A 20,721-nucleotide genomic window follows, 5' to 3' on the forward strand; every position below is an offset into this window, starting at 1 on the left:
CGTAAATGTAGCCACTTGGCGTGGCGGCCTCAAGTTCGGCCGCCCCCGGAAGCGGCCCGAACGCGCATTCAGCAAGCCTGAGGAACGATCTTGAGCTCCCCGAAACCCTCCCTTTCCTACCGTGATGCCGGCGTAGATATCGATGCCGGCGACGCCCTCGTCGACCGCATCAAGCCGCTCGCGAAACGCACCATGCGCCCCGAGGTGCTGGGCGGCATCGGCGGTTTCGGCGCGCTGTTCGAGCTGTCGAAGAAGTACCGCGAGCCGGTGCTGGTGTCCGGCACCGACGGCGTCGGCACCAAGCTGAAGCTCGCCTTCCAGTTGAACAAGCACGACACGGTGGGCCAGGATCTGGTGGCGATGAGCGTGAACGACATCCTCGTGCAGGGTGCCGAGCCGCTGTTCTTCCTCGACTACTTCGCCTGCGGCAAGCTCGATGTCGAAACCGCCGCGGCGGTCGTCGGCGGCATCGCGCGCGGCTGCGAGCTGTCGGGTTGCGCGCTGATCGGCGGCGAGACCGCCGAGATGCCGGGCATGTATCCGGACGGCGAGTACGACCTCGCGGGCTTCGCGGTGGGCGCGGTGGAGAAGTCGGAGATCATCGACGGCTCGACGATCGGGCCGGGCGACGTGGTGCTGGGGCTGGCGTCCAGCGGCGCGCATTCGAACGGCTATTCGCTGATCCGCAAGATCATCGAGCGCGCGCAGCCGGACCTCGACGCGGACTTCCACGGTCGTCCCTTCCGCGACGTGGTGCTGGAGCCGACGCGCCTGTACGTGAAGCCGATGCTGGGCCTGATGCGCGCGATCCCGGGTGTCGTGAAGGGCATGGCGCACATCACTGGCGGCGGCCTGACGGAGAACGTGCCGCGCATCCTCGCCGACAACCTGACCGCGACGATCGATGCGTCGTCGTGGACGCTGCCGCCGCTGTTCCAGTGGCTGAAGCGCGAAGGCAACGTGGACGCGCAGGAGATGTACCGCGTGTTCAACTGCGGCGTCGGCATGGTCGTGATCGTGGCGCCGGAGCAGGCCGACGCGGCGGTTGCGAACCTGGAGGCGGCGGGCGAGACGGTGTATCGCCTCGGTCGCATCGAGGCGCGCGCGGAAGGCGTGGCGCAGACGACGGTGGCCTGATTTCGGGGGCGCGCGGCACGCGCGCCTGCCGACCGCGCAACTTTGTTGCCGGAACCGTTGTCAGCAGCAGGCAGGGAGCGCACAGGAAAGGGTGCGCTCGTTTTTTTTCCGGATCTTTCCTGGTAACCCGGCAACGAAATACCGTTCGGGCTGAGCTTGTCGAGGCCCTGCCAGTGCCCTTCGACGAGCTCAGGGCGAACGGGGATAGCCGACCGCCGCCTTGATTGTTTGAGTGCTCGCCGAAAATGCCCGTCCGTCGTCACCTGATCGCCGCCCTCAGCCTTGCCGGAATCGCCGCTCTCGCGGGCTATGCGTATTACGCGCATCGCAGCGTCGGCACGGTGCCGTCGGCGCCCGGGGCGAAAGCGGCGGCGGGTGCCAAGGGGGGCGCCACGCAGGGACCTGCGGAGGTCGAGACGACGACGGTCGTGGCCGAGGCGATTGCGGACGACGTGAGCGCGGTCGGCACGCTGCGTTCGAACGAGTCAGTCGTGTTGCGCCCGGAAGTCGCCGGGCGCATCGAGACGATCCGCTTCCGCGAGGGCAGCCCGGTCCGCCGCGGTGACGTGCTGGTCGACTTCGATGCCGCCGTGCAGCGGGCCGAAGTGCAGCAGGCCAAGGCGAACCTTGCGCTCGCGCAGGCGAATTTCGGCCGCACCGAAGATCTCTTCAACCGCAAGTTCCTCAGCCAGAGCGCGCGCGACGAGGCGGCGTCGCGGCTGGAGGTGGCGCGCGCGAACATGGCGCTGGCCGAGGCGCGGCTGGACAAGATGCGCATCCGCGCGCCCTTCGCCGGCATCGTCGGCATCCGCAACGTGAGCGTCGGCGACTACGTCAAGGAAGGCGAGAACCTCGTCAATCTGGAGGACATTGCGACGCTGAAGGTGGATTTCCGCCTGCCCGAGATCTACCTCGCGCAGATCCGCCCGGGGCAGAAGCTGGAGCTGGCATCCGATGCGGTCGAGGGCGGGCGCTTTGCCGCCGTGGTCAGCGCGATCGATCCGCTCGTCGACGAGCAGGGGCGGGCGGTGGTGATGCGTGCGTCGCTGCAGAACGAGGGGCTACGCCTGCGCCCCGGGATGTTCGCGCGCGTGCGGCTGATCCTGCAGGAGCGTGCGAACGTCGCGGTCGTGCCCGAGGAGGCGCTGGTGCCGGCGCCCGGTGACGTGCAGTTCGTGTATCGCGTGGTGGACGGCAAGGCGCAGCGCGTCGAGGTGAAGACCGGCGTGCGGCGCGGCACGCGGGTGGAGATCGTCAAGGGCGTGCAGGCGGGCGATGTGATCGTCACCGCAGGACAGCAGAAGCTGCGCGACGGGGCAGCCGTCAAGCTCGTCGGGGCGGGCGAGGCGCCGGTCGCGCCGGCAGCCGGAACGGCCAAGCCGGCAAGCTGAGGAGGCGGCCATGGTCCTGTCGGAGATCTGCATCAGGCGCCCGGTGTTCGCGACGGTGCTGTCGCTGCTGGTGCTGCTGATCGGGCTGATGTCTTATTCGCGCCTGACGGTGCGCGAGTATCCGAACATCGACGAGCCGGTCGTGACGGTGGATACGACCTATACCGGCGCGAGCGCCGAGATCGTCGAGTCGCAGGTGACGAAGCCGCTGGAGGATTCGCTCGCGGGCATCGAGGGCGTCGATGTGCTGCAGTCGATCAGCCGCCAGGAGCGCAGCCAGATCACGGTGCGTTTCCGCATCGAGCGCAATGCCGACAGCGCCGCCGCGGACGTGCGCGACCGCGTGTCGCGCGTGCGCCGGCGCCTTCCCGACGACGTCGACGAGCCGGTGATCTCGAAGGTGGAGGCGGACGCGAACCCGATCATCTGGATCGCGTTCTCGTCGGACCGCCATTCGCCGCTGGAACTCTCGGACTTCGCCAGCCGCGTCGTCAAGCCGCGCCTGCAGACGCTGTCGGGGGCGGCGGACGCGCGCATGTTCGGCGAGCGTCGCTATTCGATGCGCATCTGGCTGGACCGCGACCGGCTGGCGGCCTTCCGGCTGACGCCTCAGGATGTCGAGGACGCGATCCGGCGCCAGAACGTGGAGCTGCCGGCCGGCCGCATCGAGAGCCGCGAGCGCGAGTTCGCGGTGGTGGCGCAGACCGATCTCGATACGCCGCAGGAGTTCGAGGCCATCGTCGTGCGCGAGCCGCAGGCGCCCGGCGGCTACGCGGTGCGCATCCGCGACGTGGGCCGCGTGGAGGTTGCGGCACAGAACGAGCGCACGCTGGTGCGCTTCATGGGCAAGCCGGCGGTGTCGATCGGCCTGATCAAGCAGTCGGTGGCGAATCCGCTGGATCTCAAGCGCGGCCTCGTGGAGATGCTGCCGGTTCTGGAGGCGGAACTGCCCGAAGGCATGCGCATGAACATCGCCAACGACACGACGGTGTTCATCGAGCGCTCGATCGAGTCGGTGTTCAGCACGATCTGGGAGGCGGTGCTGCTGGTCGCGGTGATCTGCTTCTTCTTCCTGCGCAACTGGCGCGCGATGCTGATACCGCTGGTGACGATCCCGGTGTCGCTGGTCGGCGCGTTCGCGCTGATGCTGCTGTTCGGCTTCTCGATCAACACGCTGACGCTGCTCGCGCTGGTGCTGGCGATCGGCCTCGTCGTGGATGATGCGATCGTGGTGCTGGAGAACATCTATCGCCATGTCGAGGAAGGCATGGAGCCGCTCGCGGCGGCCTTCCGCGGGGCGAAGGAGATCGGCTTCGCGGTGGTCGCGATGACGATCACGCTCGCCGCGGTGTATGCGCCGGTGGCCTTCATGACGGGGCGCACCGGCAAGCTGTTCACGGAGTTCGCGCTGACGCTCGCGGGGGCGGTGATCGTGTCGGGATTCGTCGCGCTGACGCTGTCGCCGATGATGTGCTCCAAGCTGCTGCGTCACGAGAGGAAGCACGGGCGCGTGTATAACGCGATCGAGGGTTTCCTCGGCGGGCTCACGGTGGGCTACCGGCGCGCGCTGGGGGTTGCGCTGAATGTGCGCTGGCTCGTGATGCTGGCCTTCGCCGTGGTCGCCGGAACATCGTTGGTGTTGCTGAAGACGCTCAAGACCGAGCTCGCGCCAGTCGAGGACCGCGGGCGCGTCGTGGGCATCTTCTCCGGGCCGGAAGGGGCGACGATCGATTTCATGGCGCGCTATGCGGCGCAGCTGGAGGGGATTTACGCGAAGGTGCCGGAGGTGGATCGCTACCTCGTGATCTCGGGCAATCCGACGGTGTCGCAGGGGATTTCCTTTGCCGGCTTCAGCGACTGGGCCGAGCGCGGGCGCAACTCGACGGCGATCGCCGGCGACATGCGGCCGAAGATGGCGGCGATCCCCGGCCTGCAGGCTTTCCCGGTGCTGCCGGCGTCCTTCGGGCAGAGCCCGCGCACGCGCCCGATCAGCTTCGTCATCACGACCTCGGAGTCCTACGACGAGCTCGCGCGCTACACGGACCTGATCCTCGACGAGATGCGCAGGCAGCCGGGCTTCGTGTCGCCGGACACGGACCTCAAGCTCACCAAGCCCGAACTCGCGGTGGACGTCGATCGCGACAAGGCGGCCGATCTCGGCATTCCGGTGGATGTGATCGGGCGCACGCTGGAGACGATGCTGGGCGGGCGCCAGGTGACGCGGTACAAGCAGGACGCCGAGCAGTACGACGTGATCGTGCAGGTGGAGGCGCCGAGCCGGGCCGTCGCGCGCGACATCCGCGAGATCTACGTGCGCGCGAAGAATGGCGAGATGGTTCCGCTGGCGAACCTCGTGAAGGTGCACGACCGCGTGAGTCCGCGCGAGCTGAACCACTTCGGGCAGCGCCGTTCGGTGACGATCTCGGCTAACCTCGCGCCGGGCTTCGCGATGGGCGAGGCGCTGGAGTGGCTCGAGGGGGCGGCGGGGCGCATCCTGCCGGCCGGCTATGCGATCGACTACGATGGCCAGTCGCGGGAGTTCAAGACCAGTTCGGCGAGCCTGGCGCTGACCTTCGTGCTCGCGCTGGCCTTCATCTACCTCGTGCTGGCGGCGCAGTTCGAGAGCTTCCGCGATCCCTTCATCATCATGCTGACGGTGCCGCTGTCGATGACCGGGGCGCTCGCGGCGCTGTATTTCGCCGGGGGTACGCTCAACGTGTATAGCCAGATCGGGCTGGTGACGCTGGTCGGCCTGATCACGAAGCACGGCATCCTGATCGTGGAGTTCGCGAACCAGTTGCGTGACCAGGGCGCGGCGCTGCGCGAGGCGGTGATCGATGCGTCGGTGCTGCGCCTGCGCCCCATCCTGATGACGACCGGGGCGATGGTGCTGGGCTCGATCCCCCTCGCGCTGGCGACCGGGGCGGGGGCCGAGAGCCGCCAGCAGATCGGCTGGGTGATCGTCGGCGGGCTGCTGCTGGGGACCTTCTTCACCCTCTTCGTAGTGCCGACCGTCTATACGCTGCTCGCGCGGCGTGAACGCAACCGGCTCGCGGTCGAGGACGGCGCGCCCGCGTCCGCGTGAGCGTCCGCGGCGTGTCCGACGCGCATCTCCACCCCCTGTCGCGTCCGCGCGCCGTCCTTGCCGCCTGGCTGATGGCGGGGCTGGTGCTGCTTGCGTTCGCGCACGGCGCACGCACGGGGTTGCCGGCCTGGCCGGCGGGTGTCGCCGCGTGGGGAGCGGGTGTCGCGCTGTGGCCGCGCCTCGATGCGGGGCAGCGCCGGTTCGCGCTGATCCTGTGCGGGCTGGGGATGCTCGCGCTGGGCGTGGCGGTTTGGCGCGGGGGGCGGCCGGCGTGGAGCGGCCTGCTGACGCAGAACACTGCGCTGCTCGGGATGCTGGCGGCCGTGAGCTTCCTGCAGCTCGTCGGCGTCGGCAAGGACGGGGAACGGCCGCTGCCGCGCGGCCGCCGCGCGCTATGGCAGACGCTCGCGGGCGTGCATGTGCTGGGGGCGGTCATCAACATGTCGGTCGTGTTCATCATCGCCGAGCGCATCGCCCGGGACGGTCGCCTGAGCGCGGCGCAGGCGGCGCTGCTCGCACGCGGATTCCTCCTCGCGGCGTTGTGGTCGCCGTTCTTCGGCGCGATGGCGGTGGCGCTGACCTACGCGCCGGGGGCGCGGCTGGAGGAGCTCGTGCTGGCCGGCGTGCCGCTGGCCGTGACGTTGTTGTGGCTGATCACGCGCACCCTGCCGGCGGACGCGGATGCGGGCGGGTTCGTCGGTTTTCCGATGCGCGCGTCCTCGCTGTGGCTGCCGCTGGCGCTGACGGCGATGGTGTCGGCGGGGCTGGCCTGGCTGCCCGGCTGGTCGTCGCTCGCGGTGATCAGTGGTTCGGCGTTGATGATCAGCGTCGTGTCGATGCTGGTGGCGCGCGGGCCGGTCGATGGTGTCGAGCGGCTTGCGGCCCATGCCTTGCGTCGTCTGCCGGCGATGTCGGGGGAGCTGATGCTGTTCCTGTCCGCGGGCGTGTTCGCCACCGGCCTGCAGGCGCTGATGCAGGGCGATGCGGGCTGGACGCCCTTCGAGCGCTTCGGCCCGGTGGAGGCGGCGCTGGTGCTGGGCGCGATGGTCGCGCTCGCGGCGATCGGCGTGCATACGGTGATCACGATCGTGATCGCGTCGACCTGGCTCGCGCCGCTGTCGCCCGATCCGATGCTGCTGGCGCAGATATTCCTGATGGCCTGGAGCATCGGCCTCGCGCTCAATCCGATGGCGGGCGTGCATCTGTCGCTGCAGGGGAGATTCGGGCTGTCGGCCGTGGGGCTGGCGCGGGGCAACCTGCGTTACTGCTTGGCGAGCTACGTGCTGGCGTCGCTGTGGCTGGTTGCGGTGGGGGCGTGGCGGGGCATATTGTGAATGCAGATCCGGTGTGGGAGCGGCTTCAGTCGCGAATTGGCTGAAGCCGCTCCCACAGCGGTAGATCTGCAAGCGGCGGGAGGCGCTGGGCTTTCCCGCCCTACGACAGGGCCGCGCGAATCCTGCTACGCGGCGCTTAGCAGGCGTTGCGCCGTCGCAGCGACGGCGGCGGCGAGGTCCGGGCGCAGGCAGTCGAGTTCGACCAGCTCCGGCCAGGTGTCGCGGAACTGGCGTTGCCAGGTGAGCTGGCGCTTCGCGAGCTGGCGCGTGGCCGCAATGCCCTTGAAGCGCATCGTGTCGTAGTCGTCCGTGCCGTCGAGGTATTCCCACGCCTGCCGGTAGCCGACGCAGCGCATCGACGGCATCGACAGGTCGAGTCGGTAGCGTTCGCGCAGGCCGCGTACTTCGTCGAGGAGGCCGGCCGCGAGCATCGCGTCGAAGCGCTGTTCGATGCGCGCGTGCAGCACCGCGCGGTCGGACGGCGCGAGCGCGATCGGCAGCAGGCGGAAGGGCGGCGGCGCCATCTCGCGCTTTGCGTAGCTGTCGGCGAGTGGGCGGCCGGTGAGGCGGACGATCTCTAGCGCGCGCTGGATGCGCTGGGAATCGCCCGGTTCGAGCCGCGCCGCGGCGTCCGGGTCGAGGCGCGCGAGCTCGGCGTGCAGTGCGGGCCAGCCGCGCTTCGCCGCTTCCGCGTCGATCTCGGCGCGCAGGGTGGCGTCCGCCGCCGGGAGGTCGGACAGCCCGTCGCGCAAGGCCTTGAAGTACAGCATCGTGCCGCCGGCGAGCAGCGGGATGCGGCCGCGCGCGGTGATCTCGTCCATCAGGCGCAGGGCGTCGGCGCGGAATTGCGCGGCCGAGTAGCTTTCCTCTGGCGTGACGATGTCGATCAGGTGGTGCGGGCAGGCGGCAAGCTCCTCCGCCGTCGGCTTGGCCGTGCCGATGTCCATGTCGCGATAGACGAGGGCGGAGTCGACGCTGACGATCTCGACCGGCAGGATGCGCGCGAGCGCGAGCGCGGAGGCGGTCTTGCCGCTGGCGGTGGGGCCGAGGAGAAGCAGGGCGGGCGGGAGCATCGGTCGGGCGCGTGAGCAGGGCTGAGGCCGCGATTGTAGCGATGAAACGTGCCCGACCCGAGAAGCTTCCGGCACAGGGGAGGGCAATCGCACCAATGTAGTGCAGTCCCGCCGTGGGAGCGGCTTCAGCCGCGAATGGGCGTCTGGTGGGTGCGAGCCGGTTGATTCGCGGCTGAAGCCGCTCCCACGGAAACGGGTTTCGCCCCGGCGGGTCAGCGCGTTCGCATGAGCACGACGAGCAGCGTCGCGCCCGCCAGCGCGGCGCCGGCGACGAAGGCCCAGGCGGCGCCGAACTGTTCCCACAGCAGGCCTGCCAGCGCGCTCGCGAGCAGCAGGCCGATGCCGCTGACGAGGTTGAAGACGCCGTAGGCGGTGCCGCGCAGCGCGGCGGGGGCGGTGTCCGCGATCATCGTCGCGAGCAGGCCCTGGCTCATGCCCATGTGCAGGCCCCATAGCGCGATGCCGGCGACGAGCCAGGGCCACTCGGCGCCTTGCGCCAGCGCGAGGTCCGCCGCGACCAGCACGACGAGGCCGAGCGCGAGCAGGCGCGCGTGGTTCATGCTGTCGGCGAGCCGGCCGAAGGGGTAGGCGGTGAGCGAATAGACGACGTTCATGCCGATCAGCACCAGCGGCGTGTACGCGACCGGCAGGCCGGCGTCGAGCGCGCGCAGCACGAGGAAGGCCTCGGAGAAGCGCGCCAGCGCAAACAGCGCGCCGATGCCGACGACCCACCAGTAGGCGCGAGGCAGCTGACGCAGGTTCTCGCGGCGGATCGGGTTGAGCACCGGTGTGCCGGGCGGGCGTTCGGGTTCGCGCACGCCGAAGAATAGTAGCGCGACCGAGAGGAAGCCGGGGATGATCGCGACCCAGAACACCGCGCGGAAGTCGTTCGCCCACAGCAGCATCAGCCCCATCGCGAGCAGCGGGCCGAGGAATGCGCCGACGGTGTCGAGCGACTGGCGCAGGCCGAAGGCCGCCCCGCGCACTTCGGGCGGGGCGATGTCGGCCACCAGCGCATCGCGCGGCGCACCGCGGATGCCCTTGCCGACGCGGTCGATCAGGCGTGCGGCGAGCACCATGCCGGCACTCGTCGCCAGCGCGAACAGCGGCTTGGAGATCGCGCCGAGCCCGTAGCCCAGCACCGCGAGCGGCTTGCGCCTGCCCCAGTAGTCCGAGAGGGCGCCGGAGAAGACCTTGACGATCAGCGCGGTCGCTTCCGCTGCGCCTTCGATGAGGCCGACCGCGAGTGCGCCGGCGCCCAGCGAAGTGACGAGGAAGACCGGCAGCAGGCTGTGGATCAGCTCGGAGGAGACGTCCATCAACAGGCTGACGAAGCCGAGCATCCAGATCGCGGCCGGCAGTTTCGGTCGTGTGGAGGGGGCCGCGGGCGGGGCGTCTTGCATGGTCCGGTACCGGGTCGGGGCGTTGCCGGCATTCTGTCATGCAGCGCGAGGCAGTCAAATGACAGGCGCGAAATGTCGCAGATCAAGGAGACGCTCGGCAGCCTCGTCCAGAATCGGCGGCGGTTTGGTCCGCTTATCGGTTTGATCCCTTTGCCTGCGCTGCACCTGGATACCGTTCGGGCTGAGCCTGTCGAAGCCCTGACAGCCCTTCGACAAGCTCAGGGCGAACGGTCGTGTCTTTGATCGCTACCCCATTAGCCCTTCTCATGAAGCTCGTCTCCCACCCGTTCTGGCTCGTCGGATTCCGCCCCTTCTTCAGCCTCGCCTGCTTCGCCGGCCTGAGCCTGCCGCTACTGTGGGCGCTGATGTTCAGCGGCGCGCTGCCCGCACCGGTGGGGCGTTTCACCCCCGTGCAGTGGCACGCGCACGAGATGTTCTTCGGCTTCGGCTGGGCGGTGATGGGCGGCTTCCTGCTCACCGCGTCGAAGAACTGGGTGCAGATTCGCGGCTACCACGGTGCGGCGCTGATGTGGCTGGTCGCCGCATGGCTGTTCGAGCGCGCCGGCATGGCCTGGGGCGGGCAGTGGCCGGGCGCGCTGTTCTGGCTGTCGAACACCGTGTACCTCGGCTCCATCGTCGCGATGCTGCTGTGGACGCTGATCCGCTACCGCAGCCAGGACAGCTTCCGCGACAACTACTTCTTCCTCGTCGCGCTGCCGCTTTTCATCGCCGCGAAGCTGTTGATGCTGGGCGGCGACAGTTTTCAGTCCGGCGTGACGATGGCGGTCGGGCTCTTTCGCGTCGCCTTCCTCGTGATGCTCGAACGCACGCTGACGCAGTTCATGAAGGGCGTGTTCCAGGCGGAGATCCTGCGCCATCCGCTGCTGGACAACCCGATCAAGCTGACCGCGCTTTCCCTGGTCTTCGTCGCCTGGATGCCCAAGCCCATGGCAGGGGCCCTGCTGGTCGTGCTCGCCTTTCTCCTTGTCGCGCGTCTGGCCTTCTGGAAACCGCAGCTCGCGATGCGCCGGCTGGAGCTGGCGGTGATGTACCTCGGCTATGCGGCGATCGCCGTGCAGCTGCTGCTCGAATTCGTCGCCTTGCACGGGTCGCCGGGCTGGGTCGGCAGCCTGTCGGTGCACGTGTTCACGTTCGGCGTGATGGGGCTGATCATCCCCGCGATGCTGGTACGCATCTCGAAGGGGCATACGGGGCGCAAGGTCGTGTTCGACGCAGGCGACAAGCTCGTGCTGTGGATCATGATCGGCGCCTTCGTCGCGCGCGTCGTGCTGCCGCAGATCGTGCCGGGCATGTACACGGGATGGATCCACCTGGCGGCGACGGCATGGTTCGCGTGCTTCGCGATCCTCGGCTGGCGCTACATTCCCTTCCTGCTCGCGCCGCGCGTGGACGGCAAGGAGCACTGAGGCCGGATCAGTCCGCCCGCAGGTCCGCGTCGGTTGCGGGAAAGCGCCGCAGCACGGCCGGCGTGCGCGGCGCGACGAGGCGGGCGCGCAGCTGGCCGCAGCCGCCGTCGACGTCCTGGCCTGCCGACTGGCGTAGCTTGGTGAGCACGCCGCGTGCGTGCAGCCGGCGTGCGATCGCCTCCGCTTGTTCGCGTTCGGGGCGCGCAAAGCCGAAGCCTTCCACGTTGTTCCACGGGATCATGTTCATGATCGCGTACTTGCCCGCGAGCAGGCGCACGATGCCGTCGATCTCCGCGTCGGTGTCGTTGATGCCGGCGAGCAGCGTCCACTGGTACTGGATCGGATAGCCGGTCGCGCGGGCGTATTCCTCGCCGCGCTCGACCAGATCCTCCGGGCTGATGCGCGGGGCGCGCGGCAGCAGGTGTTCGCGCAGGTCGGCACGCGTCGTGTGCAGCGACAGCGCCAGTGCCGGCTTCACGCGCCCCTGCGGCAGGCGCTCGAACACGCGGTGGTCGCCCACCGTCGAGAACACCAGGTTCTTGTGACCGATGCCGCCCTCGGTGCCGAGGAAGTCGATCGCTTCCAGCACGTTGTCGATGTTGTGTGCCGGCTCGCCCATGCCCATGAACACGACCTTCTTCACGAAGCGGCGCGCGCGCGCGAGCACGACCTGGGCGACGATCTCGGCGCTGCCAAGCTGGCGGATGAGGCCGTCGCGGCCGGTCATGCAGAAGGTGCAGCCGACCGCGCAGCCGACCTGCGAGGACACGCACACGCCGTCGCGCGGCAGCAGCACGCTTTCCACCGACTGCCCGTCGGCGAGTTGCACCAGCAGGCGCGCCGATCCGTCCTCGCCGGGATGCTCCGAGAGCACGCGCGCGAGCCCGTGCAGCTCCTCGCCCAGTGCCGGCAGGGCGGCGAGGATGCGCGGCGAGAGGAAGCCGTCGGCGCGCTTGCGGCCGCTGTCGAGCGGGCGCGCCTGGGCCCAGGCACGCAGGATCGCCTGTTCGTGGCAGGGCTTGGCGCCGAGGTCGCGCAGTCGCTGGCGGAGGTGTTCGATACGCATGGAGGGGGGGCGATGCGGGCCGGTGGCGCACATGAGCCGGGTCGGGCTGCCGCTTCCGGCTGGGTCGTTGCGGTGCACAAGAATAAAAAATTTTACACCCGTTCCCGCGGGTTTGCCGGGAAAACGCGCGGCGGAGTGATCTGGGTCACATTCAAATAAGAGAATAATTAAATGCGAATTTAATGCTGATAGAATGGCTCCAGATTTCGTATGCCCTTGGGTTTCCCGGGCTGCGACCTGGAAGCGGGCCGACGGGCAGGCGAAGACAGTTTCCGCAAACCGGAGTGTCACATCATGAAACCCCGTCAATTACTGTTCTCGATCCTTGCGACGAGTCTCCTCGGCGTCAGCTTCGGCGCCGCCGCGTACGACGCCGACTGGAAGCGCGGCCGCATCTACTACCGCAGCGTCTGCACCGCCTGTCATGCCGCCCAGGCGGGCGGCTCCATCGCTCCCAGCACGATGACGATGGCGCAGTGGGAGGGCTATCTGAAAGCGGACAAGCACGCCGCCGGCAAGGACTCGCTGAAGAAGTACGTCGGCAAGGACTACCGCGCCAGCATCCGCTCGCAGAACAAGGCGGCCGACAAGTTCGCCGACGTGCCCGATGCCGAGCTGTTCGAGGACATCAAGGCCTTCGTGATCAAGGGCGCCAAGGACGGCGACGCGCCGGCCAGCTGCAGCTGATCACCCGCCTCCACGCATTCCGGACCTTCGCCCGCGCTTGGCGCGGGACGAGTCCCTCATCGTTCAGGGAGCCATCATGAAACTCCGTCACACCCTGGCCTTCGCGGCCCTGCTGGCGGCGCTGGGCGCCGTTCCGCTGCAATCCTTGTCCGGCGCTGCGATCGCCGCCGACGCGCCCGCCGCTGCGGAAGCGAAGGCGGGCTGGTACAGCCGCATCGTCGATGCCGACTTCGTCGCCCGCTATGCGGTCCTGCCCAAGCCCGACGGCGTGCAGATCATCGACTCGCGCCCGACCGCGCGCAAGTACGATCCGGGCCACATCCCGACCGCGCTCAGCCTCCCCGACAGCCAGTTCGACAAGCTCGCCGACAAGCTGCCGCAGGACAAAGCCACGCTGCTGATCTTCTACTGCGACGGTCTCGAGTGCATGTTGAGCCACAACTCCGCCTTCCGCGCCGAGAAGCTCGGCTACACCGATATCCGCGTGTATGCGGCCGGTTTCCCGGACTGGGTGAAGAACGGCCACATGGCGGCGATCTCGGTGCCCCATCTCAAGAAGCTGATGGACGAGGGCGCCCCGATGGCGCTGGTCGATTCGCGGCCGAAGGAGCGCAAGTACGACAAGGGCCACATCCCCGGCGCGATCAGCCTGCCCGACTCGCAGTTCGACAAGCTCGTCGACCGCCTGCCCGCCGACAAGGCGAGCCCGCTGTATTTCTATTGCGAGGGCCTCACCTGCAGGCTGAGTTCGGATTCCGCCGCGAAGGCGGTGAAGCTCGGCTACACGCAGGTGAAGGTGGTGCCCGAGGGTTATCCGGAGTGGGAGCGCCTGTATGGCGCAGGCCCGACCGCCGAGGGCGCTGCGGCCGCCAAGCCCGTCATCCAGGCCGGCAAGGAGAGCGGAACGATCGCTGTCGCATCCTTCGAGAAGATCTACAAGGAGGCCCCCGACACGATCCACCTGATCGACGTGCGCGAGCCCAACGAGTTCGCCGCGGGCACCTTCAAGGGCGCGGTCAACGTCCCGGTCAATACGCTCGAGAAGCGCATCGACGAGCTGCCGGCCGACAAGCCCATCGTGTTCTTCTGCGGCGCGGGCGGGCGCAGCGGCGAGGCGCACGACATGGTGCAGCTCTACAAGCCCGCCCTGAAGACCTTCTTCCTCAACGCCGACATCAAGTGGGCGCGCGACGGCAGCTACACGATGGTCGAGAAGAACTAGCAAGCGGGGAATCGCCATGAAGACGAATCGAACGAATCGGCGTGCGCGCCCCTGGGCGGCCGCGTTGCTCGCCGCCGCGCTAGCCGGCGCCGCATTCCAGGGCGGGCCGGCGCTTGCGGCGACGAAGGCGAGCACCGCCGATCACACCAAGTTCAAGGAGCTGCAGCAGGGCTTCGCGTCCGGCCCCGATGTCACGAAGGCCTGCCTCATCTGCCACACGGAGGCGGCGAAGCAGGTGCACAACACCAAGCACTGGAGCTGGGAATTCCTCAATCCCGCGACCGACCAGAAGCTCGGCAAGAAGAACGTCATCAACAACTTCTGCATCTCGATCCCGTCGAACTACCCCTTCTGCACCAGCTGCCACGTCGGCTACGGCTGGAAGGACGCCAGCTTCGACTTCACCGCCGAGCAGAACGTCGACTGCCTGGTGTGCCATGACACCACCGGCAGCTATCGCAAGCTGCCGGGACTCGCCGGCCATCCGCCCTATCAGGACACCGAGATCCCGCCGGGATCGGGCAAGTTCGCGAAGGCGGTGGACCTGACCAAGGTCGCGCAGAAGGTCGGTCGCAGCAGCCGCGACACCTGCGGCACGTGCCACTTCTTCGGCGGCGGCGGCGACGGCGTCAAGCATGGCGACATGGACTCCTCGCTCGCGGCGCCGGACAAGGAGCTCGACGTGCACATGGACGCCACCGGGCTCGACTTCAGCTGTGGCACCTGCCACCGCACCTCGAGCCATGACGTGCCGGGCAGCCGCTACACGCCGGTCGCGCGCGACACCGAAGGCGCGCACATCCCCGGTCGCGCGGACGACTCGCTGCCGGCGACCTGTCCCGCGTGTCACGGCCAGGCGCCGCACAAGGGCGGCGGGCATGCGGCGAAGCTCAACGACCACACCGACGTCGTCGCCTGCCAGACCTGCCACATCCCGGAGATCGCACGCGGCGGGGTCGCGACCAAGATGAGCTGGGACTGGTCGACCGCAGGGCAGATGGGGCCGGACGGCAAGCCGATGCTGAAGAAGGATGAGGCGGGGCGGGTGATCTACGACTCCAAGAAGGGCGACTTTGTGCTCGGCGAGAACGTCGTGCCCGAGTACCGCTGGTTCAACGGCGAGGTCACCTACACGCTGCTGGGCGACAAGGTGGACAAGGACAGCGGTGTGACGCGCATCAACCGCCTCGGCGGCAGCGCGGACGACGGCAAGTCCCTGATCTGGCCGATGAAGGTGTTCGTCGGCGTGCAACCCTACGACCCGGTGAACCGCACCCTCGTCACCCCGCACACCGCGGGCAACGACGACACCGCGTACTGGAAGAACTTCGGCTGGGAAAAGGCCATCAAGACCGGCATGCAGGTCTCCGGTGCGCCGTTCTCGGGCGAGGTGGACTTCATCCGTACCGAGATGTCGTGGCCGATCACGCACATGGTCGCGCCCAAGGAGAACGCGGTGCGCTGCGCCGAATGCCACATGAGGGGCGGACGCCTGGAGAAGGTCGGAGGCGTGTATATCCCGGGCCGCGACGCCCATCCCCTCGTCGACCTGTTCGGCTGGCTGATGGCGGGCGGCGCGCTGCTGGGTGCGCTTGCGCACGGTGGGCTGCGCATCCTGCGCCGCAAGGGCTGAACGAAGAGCCAAGGAGAGATCACCATGGAACGCATCTACATCTTCAAGCGCTTCGAACGCTTCTGGCACTGGTCGCAGGCGCTGCTGATCATCCTGATGATGGTCACCGGCTTCGAGATCCACGGCACCTACACCCTGCTGGGCTACGGCGACGCCAGCGAGCTGCATACCAGTGCGGCCTGGGCGCTGATCGCGCTATGGGTGTTCGCGATCTTCTGGCACTTCACCACCGGAGAATGGCGCCAGTACATCCCGACGACGGAGAACCTCGTGGCGATGCTGCGCTACTACCTGAGCGGCATCTTCACGCATGCGCCGCACCCGTTCCGGCTGACGCAGCTGAGGAAGCACAACCCGCTGCAGCGCCTCGCCTACCTCAACGTGAAGCTGATGATCAATCCGCTGATCTGGCTGAGCGGGCTCGCCTATCTCTATTACAACGAGATCAACGCCGCCGGCCTCGGGCTCGACCTGGGCGTGGTTGCCGTGCTGCACACGATAGGCGCCTTCCTCATGCTCGGCTTCTTCATCGTGCATGTGTACGTGATCACCACAGGGCATACCTGGAGCAGCCATCTCAAGGCGATGATCACCGGCTGGGAGGAGATCGAGGATCCGCAGGCCGGTGCGAAGTCCTGAAGCGCGCTACACGTCGCTGTCCCCGGTGCCCTGCTTGCGGCCGCGCCGCAGCAGGGCACCGAGCGATCGGCCGACCCGCTCCGGAAAGTGGCTGGAGACCCACGCGAAGACGCCGTATTTCAGCAGCTTTCCGGCCAGCATGGCGACGAACACGCCGGCGTAGTCCGGACGCAGTGCGCCGAAGAACATCAGCGCGGGGGTCTGCGGCAGCGGCGAGGCGGCGATCAGGAACAGTGCGGCCGTGCCGTAGCGCGTTCCCCAGTCGACCACCTGCGCCCACGACGGATCGGTCGCGAGCTCAGGAAAGCGCTCGTAGAGTTGCGTCCAGCCCAGATGGTGAAAAACCACCATCAGCACGGTCGCGCCGATCGCGCTGCCGAGCGCAGCAACACCCGTGATTGCGCGCCAGCGCCCCGCGGCCATCAATGTCGCGGGCACGACCACGGCGGTCACCGGCCAGGCTGCGGTCAGCGTGCCGACGAAGGACAGCGCGCTGCAGGCGAGCAGCAGGCGGTGCCCGGCCTCGGCGAAGCGCAGGATGCGATAGATCAGGGCTTCGATGCGGGCGACGAGCATGCGGGGAATTCGGCTGAAAGCGGGGTGAAAGAGCTGCGCGATTCGCCCCGTCAGCGTGTGCCCGCAGCGTCGGCCGGAATGCTGCAGGACTCGGCCGGGCAGTCGTCAGGGGGGGCGACGCCTGCCCGGCCGTCCATGCGGTGCCCCTCAGGCTGACAACCTGTCGTCCCCCGGGGCACTGACGCAGGGCGACAGTCGGCAATCGTGGCGGCGTCAGCCCAGTTCGATCGGCACGAAGATGCGCGCGTCGCCGCGCTGGATGAGCAGTGCGACGTGCTTGCCGGCGTCGGTGAGCTGCTTGCGCAGATCGTCCACGCGGTTCACGTGCTTGCCGTTCACCGCGAGGATCACGTCGCCTTCCTCGATGCCGGCGCGGGCTGCCGGACCGTATGAGTCTAGCACCAGAAGTCCGCCGCGCGTTTCGACCTCCTTCTGTTCGTCGGCCGTCAGCGGGCGCACCGATACGCCGAGGCGGCCGCCGTCATCCGGTGGCGTTTCGGCGGCGGCCACCTTCTCGGGCTGCTGCTCGCCGACGGTGACGGTGATCTCCTGTGCCTTGCGTTTGCGCCAGATCTCCAGCTTCGCCGGCTTGCCCGGGGTGACCACGGCGACGCGCGGCGGCAGCTCCGCGGACGAAGCGATCGCCTCGCCGTTGAATTTCAGCACGACGTCGCCCGGTTCGATCCCGGCCTCGGCCGCGGGGCTGCCGGGCTCGACATGGCTCACCAGCGCACCGCGCGCCACGGTCAGGCCGAACGAGTCCGCCAAGCCCTGGTTCAGGTCCTGGATCGCGATGCCCAGGCGCCCGCGCGTCACCTTGCCCTGCGCGAGCAACTGGTCCTTCACGTGCGCCGCGACGCTGATCGGGATCGCGAACGAGAGTCCCTGATAGCCGCCCGACTGGCTGTAGATCTGCGAATTGATGCCGACCACCTCGCCCTTCAGGTTGAGCAGCGGCCCGCCCGAGTTGCCGGGGTTGATCGCGACGTCCGTCTGGATGAAGGGCACGTAGCCCTCGTCGGGCAACGAGCGCGACTTTGCCGAGACGATGCCCGCCGTGACGCTGTTCTCGAAGCCGAAGGGCGAGCCGATCGCGAGCACCCAGTCGCCGACGCGGATGTCCGTGGGGTCGCCGAGCGGCACGGTCGGCAGGTCCTGCGCGTCGATGCGCAGCACCGCGATGTCGGTCGGCTTGTCGATGCCGATGACCTTGGCCGTGAACTCGCGCTTGTCGGTGAGCTTCACCGTGACATGGTCGGCGTTGGCGACGACGTGCGCGTTGGTGAGCACGATGCCGTCCGCGCTGACGATGAAGCCCGAGCCCTGGCCGTGCGTGATCTGCTCGCCGGGCTTGCCCTGCCCGCGCGGGGCGAAGCGGCGGAAGAACTCGGAAAACGGGTCGTCCGGGTCGAGCTGACCGAAGGGCGTGCGACCGCGCGCGGCGGTCTTCACGGTGCCTTCGACGCTGATGTTCACGACCGCGGGGCCGTAGGAATCGACGATGCTGCCGAAGTCCGGCAGTGACGCGGCCGCGTACGGCTGCCCCCCCTTGCGCACGACCGTGGGGGTGGTCGCGGCGGGGGCCTGGTCCACGGAGCGGCCGATTTCATAGCCGCCCCACAGCGTCGCGGCAATCGCCGCGGCAATGACGGGTAACTTGAGCGCCTGTAGTGACATGATCTGTTTCCTCCCATCCCGCATGCACGGAGCGGGACGATGTTGGCACTCTACGGGCCTCTGACTTAAATCAAACTTAAGGGAATGCTGAATTTGCCCCGTTTCACGCGGGCGGGAATCCTACCGCGATGCGCAGGCCGCCCAGCGGGGAGGCGTTCAGGACGACGCGCGCATCGTGGCGCCGGGCGATGCTGTCGACGATCGCAAGGCCGAGTCCGCTGCCCGACTCCTGCTGGCCGGCGGGGCGATAGAAACGGTCGAGCACGCGGTCGCGCTCCTCGGGCGGGATGCCCGGTCCGCTGTCGTCGACGCGCAGCCAGTAGCGGCCATCGCTCTTGTTGACCGACACATCCACGCGGCCGCCGCGAGGCGTGTAGCGGATTGCGTTGTCGATCAGGTTGCCGGCCAGGGTGCGCAGCGCAGCCGGATCGCCCTGCGTCGCGAGCGCGTCGTCGAGCAGTTCGGCGCCGAGATCGATGCCGAGTTCGTGCGCGAGGGTGGTGTAGTCGGCGAGCGACTTGCGTGCGATGTCGGCGAGCACGACGCGCACCTGCGGTTTCGCCGCCCCCTCGCCGGGTTCCTGTCGGGCCAGCGTCAGCAACTGCTGCACGAGGTGCGCGGCGCGCGTCAGGCCGGTGCGCAGCTCTCCGAGCGCAGCGGTGCGTGTGGTTTCGTCGCGCGCCCGTTCGCACAGCTGCAGCTGGATCTGCAGCGCCGCGAGCGGCGTGCGCAGCTCGTGCGCGGCATCGGCGACGAAGGCGCGCTGGACGCTGATCGCCTGCCGCAATTGCTCGAGCAGTTCGTTGAGCGCCCGCACCAGCGGCTGCGCCTCGTCGGGAATGCCCTTCAGCGGCAGGGCGTCGAGCGAATCGGCGCGGCGCGTCGCCACCTCCTGCGCGAGCCGCTCGAGCGGGCGCAGGCCGCGGCCGACCAGATACCAGATCAGCGCGCCCAGGAGCGGCATCAGCGCCACCAGCGGGATCAGCGTGCGCAGCGCCGCGTGGGCGGCGAGGCGGCTGCGCACGGCCATCGGCTGGGCGATCTGGATCACGTGGTCGAGCAGCGGAATGGAATACACGCGCCAGTCGCCCTCGGAGGTCGTGACCGTCGTGTAGCCGAGCTGCGCGCGGGCCGGCAGCGCGGTGTGCGGGTGCGAGAGGTACAGGCGCACGCCGGTGTCGTCCCAGATCTGGATCACGAGGTCCAGCGACTCGTCGGGCGCTGCGAGGGGGGTGACATTCGGCTCCGCCAGGCGCCTGTCGCGCAGCGAGAGCGCGAACTGGCGCAGGTTGTAGTCCATCAGCGCGTCGATCTCGTTGTGCGCCATGCGGTAGGTCGCGATGCCGCCGATCGCGAACACCAGCACCAGGGCGCCGAGCAGCGAGAACAGCAGCGTGCGGCGCAGCGAGTTCATGGCCGCTCCGGCACGTAATAGCCGACGCCGCGCAGGTTGCGGATCCAGTCGGCGCCGAGCTTGCGACGCAGCGAATGGATATGCACCTCGACTGCGTTGCTGTCGACCTCTTCATCCCAGCCGTAGATGCGCTCCTCGATCTGGCTGCGCGACAGCGGCCGGCCGGGGTGTTCCAGCAGCGCCGACAGCAGCGCGAACTCGCGCGCCGAGAGCCGCACCGGCTCGCCCGCCAGCGTCACCGCGCGGCTCGCGGGATCGACCTGCAGCGCACCCAGCGTCACGAGCGGGTTGGCCTGCCCGCGCTGGCGGCGCAGCAGGGCCCGCACGCGCGCGGAGAGTTCGTCGAGGTCGAAGGGCTTGACGAGGTAGTCGTCCGCGCCGGCGTCCAGCCCGCGGATGCGGTCGGCGACGGCATCGCGTGCCGTGAGCACGAGCACGGGCATCGCGTGGCCGGCCGTGCGCAGGCGCTGCAGTAGCTCGATGCCGTCGCGGCGCGGCAGGCCGATGTCGAGCAGCAGCAGGTCGTAGGGGTTGTCGCGCGCCGCGAGTTCGCCGGCCACGCCGTCGCGCACCCAGTCGACCGCATAGCCGTCCTCGCGCAGCGCCTGCTGCACGCCGGCACCGATCATCGCGTCATCTTCGATCAGGAGCAGTCTCATGGTGGCGTAGGGTGGGGCGGCGGACGCCTTTGAAACATTCTATGCGATTGCACTGCCACACATCGAGGCACTACGTCCCGGTCTGCCCGCCATGTTGCCGTCGATGGCTTGTCCCCGGTGCCCGTCCTGCGCGACAAGCATCGGGTTCCCGGTCGCAACCGGATGGTATTTCCCGCAGGCGAATGTCTGATCGATAGCCTGTCGTGCGCCGACCGGAATAAACTGCGCGCGAGCGCGATCACCCCGGACGGTGGTGTGGTCGTCCGCCTGATCCACGACGCCGGACCGCGCAGGACCC

16 protein-coding genes are annotated in these 20,721 nt (G+C 68.7%); 9 read left to right on the forward strand and 7 right to left on the reverse strand.

Going from position 1 to position 20,721, the window contains the following annotated elements; translation table 11 throughout:
• Positions 1-90 precede the first annotated feature (90 nt).
• The 4 genes from purM to GO615_RS06295 all read left to right on the forward strand — a co-directional run bounded on the left by purM (position 91) and on the right by GO615_RS06295 (position 6,947).
• On the forward strand, positions 91-1,137 hold the full coding sequence (purM, locus tag GO615_RS06280; RefSeq protein ID WP_169126188.1) for a phosphoribosylformylglycinamidine cyclo-ligase: 1,047 nt from the start codon (positions 91-93) through the stop codon (positions 1,135-1,137).
• Between the two features lie 245 nt (positions 1,138-1,382).
• Positions 1,383-2,528 carry an efflux RND transporter periplasmic adaptor subunit gene (locus tag GO615_RS06285; protein ID WP_169126189.1) on the forward strand — a complete coding sequence of 382 codons (1,146 nt, stop codon included), beginning with the start codon at positions 1,383-1,385 and terminating at the stop codon, positions 2,526-2,528.
• Between the two features lie 10 nt (positions 2,529-2,538).
• Positions 2,539-5,613, forward strand: a complete 3,075-nt coding sequence (locus tag GO615_RS06290; RefSeq protein ID WP_169126190.1) for an efflux RND transporter permease subunit — start codon at positions 2,539-2,541, stop codon at positions 5,611-5,613.
• Positions 5,610-6,947: a hypothetical protein gene (locus GO615_RS06295; RefSeq protein WP_339380148.1), complete on the forward strand. Its 1,338-nt coding sequence runs from the start codon at positions 5,610-5,612 to the stop codon at positions 6,945-6,947. Before GO615_RS06290 ends, GO615_RS06295 begins: the two co-directional genes overlap by 4 nt.
• Before the next feature lie 125 nt (positions 6,948-7,072).
• Here the strand turns inward: GO615_RS06295 and miaA are convergent, their stop codons facing one another.
• Both miaA and GO615_RS06305 read right to left on the reverse strand, forming a co-directional pair.
• Positions 7,073-8,020: a tRNA (adenosine(37)-N6)-dimethylallyltransferase MiaA gene (miaA, locus tag GO615_RS06300; protein ID WP_169126191.1), complete on the reverse strand. Its 948-nt coding sequence runs from the start codon at positions 8,018-8,020 to the stop codon at positions 7,073-7,075.
• Positions 8,021-8,232: 212 nt separating this feature from the next.
• Entirely contained in the window at positions 8,233-9,423 is a 1,191-nt protein-coding gene (locus tag GO615_RS06305) for an MFS transporter (protein WP_246262173.1), read from the reverse strand.
• 266 nt (positions 9,424-9,689) lie between these two features.
• Here GO615_RS06305 and GO615_RS06310 point away from each other — a divergent pair, with 266 nt between their 5' ends.
• Positions 9,690-10,850: an NnrS family protein gene (locus GO615_RS06310; protein WP_169126192.1), complete on the forward strand. Its 1,161-nt coding sequence runs from the start codon at positions 9,690-9,692 to the stop codon at positions 10,848-10,850.
• 7 nt (positions 10,851-10,857) lie between these two features.
• On the opposite strand, the gene GO615_RS06315 is transcribed toward GO615_RS06310, so the two are convergent.
• Complete coding sequence (locus GO615_RS06315; protein ID WP_169126193.1) at positions 10,858-11,916, reverse strand: RNA methyltransferase; 1,059 nt, start codon at positions 11,914-11,916, stop codon at positions 10,858-10,860.
• A 294-nt stretch (positions 11,917-12,210) separates the two neighbouring features.
• Here GO615_RS06315 and GO615_RS06320 point away from each other — a divergent pair, with 294 nt between their 5' ends.
• The 4 genes from GO615_RS06320 to GO615_RS06335 all read left to right on the forward strand — a co-directional run bounded on the left by GO615_RS06320 (position 12,211) and on the right by GO615_RS06335 (position 16,097).
• Positions 12,211-12,603, forward strand: a complete 393-nt coding sequence (locus tag GO615_RS06320; protein ID WP_169126194.1) for a hypothetical protein — start codon at positions 12,211-12,213, stop codon at positions 12,601-12,603.
• Positions 12,604-12,679: 76 nt separating this feature from the next.
• A complete protein-coding gene (locus tag GO615_RS06325) occupies positions 12,680-13,825 on the forward strand; it encodes a rhodanese-like domain-containing protein (RefSeq protein WP_169126195.1) in 1,146 nt (381 codons plus the stop codon).
• 16 nt (positions 13,826-13,841) lie between these two features.
• A complete protein-coding gene (locus GO615_RS06330; protein WP_169126196.1) occupies positions 13,842-15,458 on the forward strand; it encodes a tetrathionate reductase family octaheme c-type cytochrome in 1,617 nt (538 codons plus the stop codon).
• Positions 15,459-15,482: 24 nt separating this feature from the next.
• On the forward strand, positions 15,483-16,097 hold the full coding sequence (locus GO615_RS06335) for a cytochrome b/b6 domain-containing protein (protein WP_169126197.1): 615 nt from the start codon (positions 15,483-15,485) through the stop codon (positions 16,095-16,097).
• A gap of 6 nt (positions 16,098-16,103) precedes the next feature.
• Here GO615_RS06335 and GO615_RS06340 read toward each other — a convergent pair whose 3' ends face one another.
• The 4 genes from GO615_RS06340 to GO615_RS06355 form a co-directional block, all read right to left on the reverse strand.
• Complete coding sequence (locus GO615_RS06340) at positions 16,104-16,673, reverse strand: hypothetical protein (RefSeq protein ID WP_169126198.1); 570 nt, start codon at positions 16,671-16,673, stop codon at positions 16,104-16,106.
• A gap of 213 nt (positions 16,674-16,886) precedes the next feature.
• Entirely contained in the window at positions 16,887-18,350 is a 1,464-nt protein-coding gene (locus GO615_RS06345; RefSeq protein ID WP_169126199.1) for a DegQ family serine endoprotease, read from the reverse strand.
• A gap of 103 nt (positions 18,351-18,453) precedes the next feature.
• A complete protein-coding gene (locus GO615_RS06350) occupies positions 18,454-19,764 on the reverse strand; it encodes an ATP-binding protein (RefSeq protein WP_169126200.1) in 1,311 nt (436 codons plus the stop codon).
• Complete coding sequence (locus tag GO615_RS06355) at positions 19,761-20,423, reverse strand: response regulator (protein WP_169126201.1); 663 nt, start codon at positions 20,421-20,423, stop codon at positions 19,761-19,763. The genes GO615_RS06350 and GO615_RS06355 overlap by 4 nt, the downstream gene beginning before the upstream one ends.
• Positions 20,424-20,721 lie beyond the last annotated feature (298 nt).

The organism is Aromatoleum evansii (assembly GCF_012910805.1).
GTDB lineage: Bacteria > Pseudomonadota > Gammaproteobacteria > Burkholderiales > Rhodocyclaceae > Aromatoleum > Aromatoleum evansii.

Coding starts and splice junctions, on each gene's coding strand:
- GO615_RS06285 (WP_169126189.1), top strand. CDS start 1,383: ATGCCCGTCCGTCGTCACCTGATCGCCGCCCTCAGCCTTGCCGGAATC.
- GO615_RS06290 (WP_169126190.1), top strand. CDS start 2,539: ATGGTCCTGTCGGAGATCTGCATCAGGCGCCCGGTGTTCGCGACGGTG.
- miaA (WP_169126191.1), bottom strand. CDS start 8,020: ATGCTCCCGCCCGCCCTGCTTCTCCTCGGCCCCACCGCCAGCGGCAAG.
- GO615_RS06305 (WP_246262173.1), bottom strand. CDS start 9,423: ATGCAAGACGCCCCGCCCGCGGCCCCCTCCACACGACCGAAACTGCCG.
- GO615_RS06310 (WP_169126192.1), top strand. CDS start 9,690: ATGAAGCTCGTCTCCCACCCGTTCTGGCTCGTCGGATTCCGCCCCTTC.
- GO615_RS06315 (WP_169126193.1), bottom strand. CDS start 11,916: ATGCGTATCGAACACCTCCGCCAGCGACTGCGCGACCTCGGCGCCAAG.
- GO615_RS06320 (WP_169126194.1), top strand. CDS start 12,211: ATGAAACCCCGTCAATTACTGTTCTCGATCCTTGCGACGAGTCTCCTC.
- GO615_RS06325 (WP_169126195.1), top strand. CDS start 12,680: ATGAAACTCCGTCACACCCTGGCCTTCGCGGCCCTGCTGGCGGCGCTG.
- GO615_RS06330 (WP_169126196.1), top strand. CDS start 13,842: ATGAAGACGAATCGAACGAATCGGCGTGCGCGCCCCTGGGCGGCCGCG.
- GO615_RS06335 (WP_169126197.1), top strand. CDS start 15,483: ATGGAACGCATCTACATCTTCAAGCGCTTCGAACGCTTCTGGCACTGG.
- GO615_RS06340 (WP_169126198.1), bottom strand. CDS start 16,673: ATGCTCGTCGCCCGCATCGAAGCCCTGATCTATCGCATCCTGCGCTTC.
- GO615_RS06345 (WP_169126199.1), bottom strand. CDS start 18,350: ATGTCACTACAGGCGCTCAAGTTACCCGTCATTGCCGCGGCGATTGCC.
- GO615_RS06350 (WP_169126200.1), bottom strand. CDS start 19,764: ATGAACTCGCTGCGCCGCACGCTGCTGTTCTCGCTGCTCGGCGCCCTG.
- GO615_RS06355 (WP_169126201.1), bottom strand. CDS start 20,423: ATGAGACTGCTCCTGATCGAAGATGACGCGATGATCGGTGCCGGCGTG.